At 69.5% G+C, this 11,159-nt stretch carries 6 protein-coding genes; all 6 read right to left on the bottom strand.

Annotated features, from left to right (window positions below):
- Nucleotides 1–34: 34 nt before the first annotated feature.
- The 6 genes from KS03_RS10380 to KS03_RS10355 all read right to left on the bottom strand — a co-directional run bounded on the left by KS03_RS10380 (nucleotide 35) and on the right by KS03_RS10355 (nucleotide 9,392).
- Nucleotides 35–2,203, bottom strand: coding sequence for a malate synthase G (locus tag KS03_RS10380; RefSeq protein WP_012733563.1), 2,169 nt, complete (start codon nucleotides 2,201–2,203; stop codon nucleotides 35–37).
- Nucleotides 2,204–2,355: 152 nt separating this feature from the next.
- Nucleotides 2,356–2,769 (bottom strand): GlcG/HbpS family heme-binding protein, encoded by a 414-nt coding sequence (locus KS03_RS10375; protein ID WP_012733564.1) that lies wholly within the window; start codon nucleotides 2,767–2,769, stop codon nucleotides 2,356–2,358.
- A gap of 390 nt (nucleotides 2,770–3,159) precedes the next feature.
- Nucleotides 3,160–4,308 (bottom strand): nuclease-related domain-containing protein, encoded by a 1,149-nt coding sequence (locus KS03_RS10370; protein WP_039201966.1) that lies wholly within the window; start codon nucleotides 4,306–4,308, stop codon nucleotides 3,160–3,162.
- A gap of 265 nt (nucleotides 4,309–4,573) precedes the next feature.
- Nucleotides 4,574–5,602, bottom strand: a complete 1,029-nt coding sequence (locus KS03_RS10365) for a zinc-dependent alcohol dehydrogenase family protein (protein ID WP_012733565.1) — start codon at nucleotides 5,600–5,602, stop codon at nucleotides 4,574–4,576.
- Nucleotides 5,603–5,873: 271 nt separating this feature from the next.
- Nucleotides 5,874–7,133: a multidrug effflux MFS transporter gene (locus tag KS03_RS10360; RefSeq protein WP_012733566.1), complete on the bottom strand. Its 1,260-nt coding sequence runs from the start codon at nucleotides 7,131–7,133 to the stop codon at nucleotides 5,874–5,876.
- Between the two features lie 381 nt (nucleotides 7,134–7,514).
- The gene (locus tag KS03_RS10355) at nucleotides 7,515–9,392 is read right to left on the bottom strand and encodes a S53 family peptidase (RefSeq protein ID WP_012733567.1); all 1,878 of its coding nucleotides are present in this window, start codon (nucleotides 9,390–9,392) and stop codon (nucleotides 7,515–7,517) included.
- Nucleotides 9,393–11,159 lie beyond the last annotated feature (1,767 nt).

Raw genomic sequence — 11,159 nt, 5'->3', positions numbered from 1 at the left:
CCGGCGAGACGCCGCGCGGCGGCGGCGTGCGCGGTCAGCCCTTCTTCTGCAGGCGGAAGCGGTGCAGCAGCGGCTCGGTGTAGCCGCTCGGCTGGGCGCGGCCTTCGTAGATCAACGCGCTGGCGGCCTGGAACGCGAGCGACTTGTCGAAGTCGGGCGCCATCGGCTGATAGTGCGGATCGCCGGCGTTCTGCTGGTCCACCACCTTCGCCATCCGCCTGAGCGTCTCGTCGACGAGCTCGCGCGTGACCACGCCGTGATGCAGCCAGTTCGCGATATGCTGGCTCGAGATGCGCAGCGTGGCGCGATCCTCCATCAGCCCGACGTCGTGGATGTCGGGCACCTTCGAGCAGCCCACGCCCTGGTCGACCCAGCGCACCACGTAGCCGAGTATGCCCTGCGCGTTGTTCTCCAGCTCGGCGCGGATCTCGGCGTCGCTCCAGTTCGCCTTCTCCACCACCGGCACCGACAGCAGCCCGTCGAGCAGCTCGTCGCGCGCGGCGGCCGGGTCGGTGGCCTCGAGCGCCTGCTGCACGGCCTGCACGTCGACCTGGTGATAGTGCAGCGCGTGCAGCGTCGCGGCGGTCGGCGAGGGCACCCAGGCCGTGTTCGCGCCGGCCTTCGGGTGCGCGATCTTCTGTTCGAGCATGGCGTGCATCAGGTCCGGCATCGCCCACATGCCCTTGCCGATCTGCGCGCGGCCGCGCAGCCCGGCGGCCAGGCCCACCAGCACGTTGCTGCGCTCGTAGGCGGCGATCCAGCGGCTCGACTTCATGTCGCCCTTGCGCATCATCGGGCCGGCTTCCATCGCGCTATGCATCTCGTCGCCGGTGCGGTCGAGAAAGCCGGTGTTGATGAACGCCACGCGCGGCGCGGCCTCGGCGATGCAGGCGGCGAGGTTGACGCTGGTGCGGCGCTCCTCGTCCATGATGCCCATCTTGATGGTGTTGCGCGGCAGCGCCAGCAGATCCTCGACGCGCGCGAACAGCTCGCTCGCGAACGCCACCTCGGCCGGGCCGTGCATCTTCGGCTTGACGATGTAGATCGAGCCGGTGCGCGAGTTCAGCCGGTTCTGGCGGTCGCGCAGCGCGCAGAGCGTGGTCATCACGCCGTCGAGAATGCCTTCGGGAATCTCGTTGCCGTCGCGATCGACCACCGCCGGATTCGTCATCAGGTGGCCGACGTTGCGGATGAACAGCAGCGAGCGGCCATGCAGCCTGACGCTCGCGCCGTCGGCGCCGACATATTCGCGGTCGGCATTGAGCTTGCGCGTGAAGGTCTTGCCGCCCTTCGTGACCGACTCCGAGAGGTCGCCGTTCATCAGGCCGAGCCAGTTGCGGTAGAGGTCGACCTTGTCGGCCGCGTCCACCGCCGCCACCGAGTCCTCGCAGTCGATGATGGTGGAGACCGCCGCCTCGAGCACCAGGTCCTTCACGTGCGCCGGGTCGGTCTTGCCGATCGCGTCGTTCGCGTCGATCTGGATTTCCAGGTGCAGGCCGTGGTGCTTGAGCAGCACCGCCGACGGCGCGGCCGCGTCGCCCTGATGGCCGATGAATTGCGCCGGGTCCTTCAGCTGCGTGCTACCGTTCGCGAGCGTGACCACCAGCTTGCCGCCCTCGACCGCGTAGCGCGTGGCGTCGGCATGCGAGCCTTGCGCGAGCGGCACGGCCTCGTCGAGCACGCGCCGCGCGAACGCCACCACGCGCGCGCCGCGCTTCGGGTTGTACGTCGCGCCGCGCTCGGCGCCGTTCGTGTCGGGGATCGCATCGGTGCCGTACAGCGCGTCGTAGAGGCTGCCCCAGCGCGCGTTGGCGGCGTTCAGCGCGTAGCGCGGGTTCGACAGCGGCACCACCAGCTGCGGGCCGGCCTGCTCGGCGATCTCGCGATCCACGTTGGCGGTGCTGGCCTTCACGTTCGACGGCGCCGGCACGATGTAGCCGATGCTCTCGAGGAACTGGCGGTAGGCGCGCAGGTCGCGCACCGGGCCGGGATGGTCGCGGTGCCAGCGATTCAGTTCGTGCTGCAGGCGCTCGCGCTCGGCGACGAGCTGGCGGTTCTTCGGCGCGAGGTCATGGACGATCGCGGAGAAACCGGACCAGAATGCGTCGCCGTCGACACCGGTGCCGGGCAGAGCCTCGGTATCGACGAAGCGCGCGAGGCTCTCGGCTATCTTGAGCCCGTGACGCTGGATCATGGAATTCATCGACTGCTCCATCTTAGGGTGGGGGCCGGCCTTGGGGGAAGTCGGCCCTAGAGTTGCGAAAGTGGCGAAGTGAAAGCGGATGCCTCGGGGCAGGCGTAAACGCCTGCCGATGCGCTGCCGAAGCGCGGCGCCGGCCGGCGCCGTGCGGGGCGTCAGCGCGCGGTCTGGTCGAGCGCGGCGATGCCGGCACGGGCGATCAGCGTGTCCTCGGCCGGCTTCATGCCCGATACGCCGACGGCGCCCACCACCTGGCCGTCGGCGAGCACCGGCACGCCGCCTTCGAGCGGCGTGACGAGCGGCGCGCCCACGAACGCGGTGCGCCCGCCGTTGATCATGTCCTCGTAGGCTTTCGATTCGCGGCGGCCGAGCGCGGCGGTGCGGGCCTTGCCGATCGAGATTTCCGCGCTGATCGGCGCGGCGCCGTCCAGCCGCAGCATGCCGAGCAGGTGGCCGCCGTCGTCGACGACGGCCACCGAGACGGTCCAGGCCTGCTGCTCGGCGGCGGCGCGCGCGGCGTCGAGGATGCGGGTCGTTTCGGCGATCGTCAGTACGGGTTTCGTCTGCATGGTGAAGCGTCCTCGCTGGGTGGGTCCGATGGCTTCCGGCGAGCCGGAGCCGGTGTGCCTGCCCGGCCGGCCGGCGCGATCGTTGGCGACCGAAGCGAAAGGGAAACGGCATGCCGGGATGGCCGGCGGATGGCGCGGGCCGAACGCCGCGCGGATGGCGCCGCGCAGCGCGTCGTGCCGTGGTTCGGCTGTCGCGACGATTTTACGCCGAGGGGCCGGCGCGCAGCCCCCTCTATATGGCGGATAAAAGTACAAGGAGTTTTTACTTCCATATGGGAAACCGGGGCTCGATGCGTCCGGCGGGCCGAGACGCCGTGGCCGCTCAGGCGGCGGCCATGGCATCGGACCCGGCGGCGCGCATGGCGGGGAGCCGGGCTGGCGAAGGCGTGATCAAGGCGTCGCCGCGCGCGCGCAGGTGTCGCCCGAGGCTTGGAAGCCGGGCGGGCACTGCGGCGCCGGCAGCACGCCGGCGCGGCCGTTGCAGCCGAGCCGGTCGACGCCGTCCGGGCAGACGATCGCGGCGGCGGGGGCGAGGGCCGCGCCGGGCGCCGCCTCGGCCGGCGCCGGTGTTGGCGTGGCGACGCTCGGTGCGGGCGCGCCGGCGGCCGGCGCGGCGTGGCGCGGGTGGCGGTGCGCGACGGCATGCCTCGGCGCCGGATGGCGGCCGCGACGCGCGGCCGAGGCCGACGCAGGGGCGGAGGCGGTGAGCGCGGCCGATGCCGGAAGGCTCACCGGATGCACGAAGTAGAACGCCGCGACCACCACGGCCAGCGCCGCGATCGGCGCATGCCGCGCGAGCGGCCGCGTCGGCGCGACCTCGATCACGTCGCCGGGGACGAACGGCCGGTCAGGCGCGAACGGCCGGCTCGCGGGGCCGCGCGGGACGGGCTCGTCGATGGCGCGGGGCGCGACGGCGGGCAGCGCCGCCGCCGGGGGCGGCGCGAGAGGCGCGGCTGCCGCTGCCATGGGCGGTGCGCTGGCGGCGCGTAGATCGGGTTGCGGGATCAGATTCTCGGCCTGCGCGAGCCGGCTCAGCCAGGTCAGCGGCCAGGGCTTGCGGCCCGGTGTCGAGAGCAGCAGATCGAGCGCTTGCGCGTCGACGATTCGGACGCGCTTCTCGTAGGCGGGAATCTCGATCTCGGTGTCGGGATGCCTGCACGGCTCGAACACCACCGCGCCGTTCGGATAGCTCGCCTCGATACCGACGAGGCGCGACATCGCGTTGCGCAGCGCCTGATTGTTGTCGATCGCCTGCCGGAAACCGTTGCCTAGCGTCTGGTCGCCCTGGTCCCGATGCATGGTCCAGTCGCCGTTCTGTTTGCCGGAAACCGGCCAATGGTGCTCCTTGACCTCCAGTTGCAGGGTGGTCGTATCGGTCCCGACGAAGATATCGATCTGATCGCTGCCGAGCACGAGATCGCAGAGAATCACGGCGCGTTGCCGGTGCGTCACGAGCCAATCGATGAGGCGGCGCAGCACCGCTTGCTCACCCCGGTTCAGCGGGTTTCTGCTGCCGAAATAAAGTTCGATGCCCTGCATGCGGATGGAGTCCTTGACCGGGCAGCTCCACCCGCCGCGATCCGGGCGCGATCCGGGCAGCGTGGAGGAGCCCGGTTCCGAATCGAAACGCGATCATTCATTGTTGCCGGATGCGTGCCGCCGTTGGCCCGAACGGTGGCGCTGCCCGCACGAGCGAGCTCGATGCCGGGCGACGGCTTTCACCGCGAGCGTGCGCGGCGATGCCGTTCATGTGTGGTGAATGGTAAAGCAAAAGCGCGCGTGCCGCCCGCGCCTTCGTTGGCTACTAAGCCTCGATGATGATCTTCAGCGCCTGCGTCTCGCGCGCTCGGGCGAACGCGTCGTAGGCGCGTTCGATCTCGCCGAGCGGGAAGCGATGCGTGATCAGCCGCGCCGGATCGAGCTTGCCGGCGAGCACGCTCTTGAGCAGCATCGGCGCGCTGCTGGTATCGACGAGCCGCGTCGTGATCGAGATGTTGCGATCCCAGAGCTGCTCCAGGTGCAGGTCCACCTTGACGCCGTGCACGCCGACGTTGGCCACCACGCCGCCCGGCGCGACGATGGAGGTGCACAGCTCGAAGGTGGCGGGGATGCCCACCGCCTCGATCGCGCAGTCCACCCCGAGGCCATCGGTCAGCGCCATCACGGTGCGCGCGGCGTCGTCGGCGATGCAGTCGGTGGCGCCGAAGTGGCGCGCCGCCTCGAGCCGCTTGCGGTCGGGATCGATCACCAGGATCCGCGCCGGCGCGTAGAACTGCGCCGTCAGCAGCGCGGCCAGCCCGATCGGGCCGGCGCCGACGATCGCGACCGTGCTGCCAGGCTGCACCTTGCCGTTGAGCACGCCGCATTCATAGCCGGTGGGCAGGATGTCGGACAGCATCACGAGCGCGTCCTCGTCCACGCCCGGCGGGATCGGCATCAGGCTCGTCTCGGCGTGCGGGATCCGCGTGAACTCGGCCTGGGTGCCGTCGATCCGGTTGCCGAGAATCCAGCCGCCGGTGCTGCAATGCGAATACATGCCCCGCCGGCAATAGTCGCAGCGCCCGCAGCGCGTGATGCACGATATCAGTACGTGGTCGCCGGGCTTGAGCGTTTCCACCGCCGTGCCCACCGCGTCGATCACGCCCACGCCTTCGTGGCCGAGGATGCGGCCGGGCTCGCAGCTCGGCACGTCGCCCTTGAGGATATGCAGATCGGTGCCGCAGATCGTGGTGCGGGTGATGCGCACCAGCGCATCGGTGGGCTTGATCAACTCAGGCTTCGGGCAATCGTCAAGCGACTTGCTGCCTGGTCCGTGATAAACGAGTGCTTTCATCGCGTACTCCTCGATCTGCGCTTTGCCTGGCAACCCACGGCCGCCGGGCGAGGCGCGGCCGCAGTGCCTCGCCGCCACGGTTGCGCGTTGCCGGGCGGCGCCGTCACTGTGCGCCGACGATGCCGTTGCCTGCTTGCGATGGATCAATCGCCGCTGCCAGGGCGGGGCATGGCGCGGCGGGGATGGCACGGCGGGACCGCGCATGGAGGCGAGGAAAGCGGCCGGCCAGCGCGCCAGCGCGACCGGCGAGGAGGGTACGCGGCGGCCCCGCTCAGGCGGCGTTGCCGGCCTTGCAGGCCACCGGCGGCGGCGCGGCGTGGGACAGATGGCGCAGCAGCCGGGTGACGGTCACCACCACGATGCCGGCCAGGATCACGAAGAACACCGCGAGCGGCGTCAGCTCGTGGACCGATACGAAGCCGGCGAGCCCCATCATCGCCGCCGAGACGAGCAGCAGCGCGCAGCCCAGGATCGCGCTCGTCAGGCCGGCGATATGCGGGAACAGCGAATTGCCCTTGGCCATCAGCGTCGGGTACATCGCGCCCGCGCAGAAGCCCATCACCATCACCGGCAGCGCGAGCGTCCAGACACGCAGGCCGACCGTCAGCGCGAGCGCCAGCATCGCGAGCGCCGATCCGGCCATCAGGTAGGCGCCGATCCGCAGCCGGGCCTCGGAACTCGGCAGCGCCGCGCTGTGAATCCGGTTCGACAGCCCGCCGAAGAAGTACATCGCACCGATCGCGAGCGCGAGATAGCCGAAGAAGGTGGGCGGCTCGTGCAGCGTGGTCTGCACCATGAACGGGCCGACGATGTTGAACACCAGCAGGATGCTGTAGCACACGCCCTGCGCGAGGAAGCAGCTCTGGAACACCGGGCTCGCCAGCACCTTGCCCGCGTTGCCCGCGAGCGTGCGCGGCGCGAGCCGCACCGGCTGCCTGAGCGTCTCGCGAAAGCGCCACAGGATCGCCCACATCGTCAGCGAATAGATCAGCAGGAACACGAGGCAGGCCCGCCAGCCGAACCAGGTCTGCAGATGCGCGCCGATCACCGGCGCGATGATCGGCGCGACGCCCCAGGCGATCGCCATGTAGGTGAAGGCGTGGACCAGCGCCTGGCCCGAGAACGAATCGGTGATGATCGCCTTGGCCAGCAGGTTCGTGGTGGCGATGCCGAAGCCCTGCAGGCAGCGCGCGAGCAGGAAGGTCTCGAGGTTCGGCGCGGCCAGCGACAGCAGGCAGCCGGCCGTGTAGATCACGAGCCCGAAGCCGAGCACGCGCTTGCGGCCGTAGGCGTCGGCCACCGGTCCGAAGATCAGCTGGCCCAGCGCGTAGGCCGCCATGTAGCCGGACACGCTGGACTGGATCGCCTGCGGCGAGGTCGAGAAGTCACGCGCCATGGCCGGCAGCGCCGGCACGTAGATGTCGATCGCGAGTTGTCCGGCGGACGCGAACAGACAGATCAGGAGCAGCAGGAAGCGCGGCGAATTGGCGGCGCTCGCCTGCACGGAACGGCTTGGCGTATCGGGGTTCATGAAGGCATCGGAAACGGGGCGGCGGCGCGCGAAGCGGGGCGTGCGAGGCTCCTGCCGAGTTCGCATGGTGAACAGCGGGCGGGGCGCGGAGCGTCGGTGGCGTATTGTGCCTGTCATTTTGAAGCCGGACGCGATTCCCATGGCGCAGGCAGGGAATCGCGCGCCTCGCGCTTGGGCGCGGCGCGGTGCCGGCTCGCTGCGGATCGCGCCGGGCGCGCGATGCCGGGCGTGATGCCCATCGAACAGATAGAGCCGCGGCCGGACGCGCGGCGGCCCGGGGCGGCGCCGGTCTGCGGCTTCTGGCGCACGGCCGAGCGGGCCTGGCCGTGCGTGCCGCGGCGCGCGCGAGCCGTGGCCGGCCCGCGCGCGCCGCGTTTCGCGTCAGCGCGCGAAGTCGCTGTGGCTCTTGATGAACGCGTTCAGCTGCGAGATGTCGATGCTGCCGAAGCCCGTCGAGCCGTCCCAGCCTGCGGCGGCGGCGAAGCCCTTGTAGCTGCCGCTACCGTTGTTGCCCGAGGTCACGTCGTGGACCAGCGACGGATTGCTCGGGAAGTACCGGTAGATGCTCGCGGCCGGGAAGCCGAGCGCGTTGCCGTTGGCCGACTGCAGGCGCGCCCAGATGCCGACGAAGATCGGCGAGGCGAGGCTGGTGCCGCCCACCTGGTTCGGGTTGCCGTCCGAGTCGGTGGTGCTGCCGTTGTAGTAGAGGATCGCTCCGGTGCTCGAGGCCGCGTCGAACGCGATGTCGGGCAGCGCCCGCGCGCTCGACGAGCCGGTGACGGAGGCGCTCTGCCATGACGGCGCGGCCTCGACCGTGCTGTAGCCGCCGCCGGTGGCCCACAGCCGCTTGGTCGAATCGTAGTCGCCTTCGCTGTCGTAGTAGCCGATCGCCCGCAGCCCCTCGTTCCAGACCGTTTCGTTCGCCCATTTGTTGCCCGAGGTGTAGAGCGTCGTGCCGCCCACGGCGATCACGTAGGGCGAGCTGGCCGGTGCCGATACCGAATAATGCGTCGTGTTCGGCACGCCGCCCACGCCCGACACGCGGCTCGTGCTGCACTCGTAGGCGCCTTCGTCGCCGCTCGATACCGAGAACGTCTGGCCCTGCGCCACCGCCTGCTTGAAGATGTTGTCGTCGGCCGCGCGGATGCTGGTGCCGTCCGCATCCGATTCGCACCAGCCGAGCGAGACATTGATCACCTTTGCCTTGTTGTCGGTGACGGCGCGGTTGAACGCGTTCGAGATGTCGTCGAGCAGCGCCTGGTTGGTCTGCGCGTCGTCGGGCGCGTTGTAGAAGATCACCTGCTGCACCGCGCCGCCCGCCGCGCCGACGATCGACTGGCTGTCGAGCTGCCATTCGATGTCGCCGCTGCTGTAGGTGCGGCCCGAGCCGCCGGTGTTGACGATCGACGAGGACACCGGCGCCAGGCCGTTGCGGCTCGCGAAGGTGTTGAGGTCGCTGACCGTCTGGGCCTGGTTGCCGTAGGTGATGATGCCCACCGTGGTGTTCGCGGCGGTGGGCGTCGAGCCCGCGTCGTAGATCGACGAGAATTGCACCGGGTTGTGGCCGGTGGCGGTGCCGGCCGCGGCCGCGCGCGCGGGTGCCGCCTCGCCCACCGGCAGCACGTGGTGGAAGGTATGCGCCACTACCACGTTCTGCAGGCCGAGCACGGTATCCACCACGTTGCCGAGCGCGCTCGGCACCTGTGCGTCCTCGGCGTTGGCGAACACGCGGCGGCCCGTGCCGGTGGTGAACTCCTCGAGCGTGGTGTTGAAGCCCTGCTTGACGGTGCCGGCCGTGCCGTCGGCCGTCACGAACAGGCGATTCGGCGCGATCTGCACGTTGGTGAAGCCCGAGGCGCGCAGATACTGCGCGACCGCGTCGGCCTGCTGCTGCGTCGGGCCGTACCGTTCGGCGAACTGCTGCGGCGTGAGCGTGCCGGCGCTGCCCTGCTGCAGCTTGGCGAGGAACTGGTCGAGCTGCGCTTCGTTGCGCAGCTTCAGGCCCACCGTCACATGGACGGCCGCGCCGTTGGCGAGCGGGATCGGCTGCGTGGCCCGCGTGGCGCCGGCTGCCTGCGTGAGCGAGGCCGCCGCCGCGCTCGCGGTTTGCACCAGCGGCAGGAAGGCCTTGGTGCGGGTGGTGGTCCAGCTCTGCTGCGTGGCTGCCTGCGCGGCCGATGCGCCGAACGCGGCCAGCGCCGCGGAGGCGATCAGGAGCTTCGTGAAGCGCTGACGGGTCTTGCCGGAAACTCGGTTCATTGCAGATTCCCCCTCGGAATGTTGGAACGACTTCAGTCGCTGCCCGGCCGTCCCGCGGAATGCGGGCGCACCACCGGGCGCACGCGTGCCCGCCGGCGGATTGCCACCGGACGAGATGGGCACAGGCGTGTCAACCGAACGATTGATGCGGATTGCTAAGCAATTCGTGTAAAGCCGTCATGCGAAAACAGCTGGAACAGCCGGGTGAAGCACGCCGCCGGGTACCCGGGGCCTCCCGCCAGCCGGTACGACACCGGTTTGCCGTCGGAACCTCGACGGACCGGTTTTGTTGGAATCGGGCACGGCGTTCAGACAGACGTCAAAGTCCTTGGCCGGCCGATTTCGTGGTGGATGGTAGCATCGTCAAAAGTGCGCCACAAACCTTTTTCAAGAATATCTAAAAAAGTTAGATTGCAATGTCTGAATGATATTTGTAATGATTCGAATGGCTAATGTAAATCATCGTCAATTCGTCAATCGCGCCGCGCTTAAATGCCGAATCACCGGCCGCAACAGACCGTCGTGGCGGCCGGTGGGCTTGGAAGCGACGAATGGCGGCTTACCCAAATCATGGAATAGGCCAGTCGTGCGGCATATCGGCGGCGCTTGCGATTTTGGCGATGCGAATTGCGCACGGTTATCGATAAACGTGCCAATCCCGTCATCGAGCATCGGCGTGACGAAGCGTGCCGCGCATTCGATGGCTCACCGCGGCCGGCGATATCGCGCGCACGATGTGGCCCGTGGCAGATCACGGCACGCGGCGAGCAGCAACACGGTGCGGGCGATGCGTCGGCGAGGCCGCGCGTGACCGCCGTGTCGATCGGCGGCCGGTTGCCTTCGGGTATTGCGCGCGTGCCGTGGCCGCCGTGTTCGCGAAGTCAGCGTGGCGTCGATGCCGGCGCGACGGGCGTCGAGGGACTTGCCCAGCGGGTCTGCGTGATACTGTGGCCCGGCAGGTAGCGCGCGGCGTCGCGGGAACGTATCCGCGCGCACGAACAACCCGGGCCGGTGCGCGCCGGCGATCAGGCGGGTCGGCCCCGCCGGGTTCATCTCGGCGAGCGAGCCCGTATGCGGTGTGCCGTCGATCGACCGCGCCAGCCGCGCCCGCGCGCCGAGTGAGCACAGGTAGGCGGGTACTCGAGGCTGGCCGGAGCGAAGCGCTGCTCGCATATCGGCGTGCGGCGGCGGTTCGGGGCGCGGTCGTCGAGGAGCTGCGCGCTTGCCAACGGGTTGGCCCGGTAGCGGTGCTTCTTCCGGAAAGATCGTGAACGGCTTGCCCGTGATGGCCGGTTTCGCGCGAGCGATGTGGTGCACCTCCAGCGTCGTCAGAATCGGGACAGGCCGCTCGGCTTGGCGGGGCGCACGTTTTTGCGTCGAGCGTCTTCAGCGCGGTGGGGGGCATCGGTGCCGGCTGCGGCGCGGCAGGCATGGAAAGTTGAATGCGGCAGCCGGCACGCCCAGCCGACGTGGCTGCTTAAAGTATTGAATCGGTAATGGGTGAACTTTATTTTTGTGATTCGAAGGGTTACCGTCCGGGCGGCTCCGGCGAGCGCGACCCGATCTCGCCGGCTGGCCCGGGCAGGCAGCCGCGACGCCGGGTTTGGCGCGCGTATGGGCTTGCGTGTAAGGTTTCGTCTGAAGTTCCGGGTACATGTCACGTTACGCGGTGACATATCGCGCTACCCGAGCCGCCGCCGGCTGCCGCCCCGGGCCTGCGCGAATTCCGGCAAACCCAATGCCGGCGCGCCTGTGGGCTCGATCAGG

The organism is Burkholderia glumae LMG 2196 = ATCC 33617, assembly GCF_000960995.1.
Lineage (GTDB): Bacteria > Pseudomonadota > Gammaproteobacteria > Burkholderiales > Burkholderiaceae > Burkholderia > Burkholderia glumae.
Note: the sequence above shows the minus strand (reverse complement) of the source record. Positions and strands in the feature narration are given on the sequence as shown.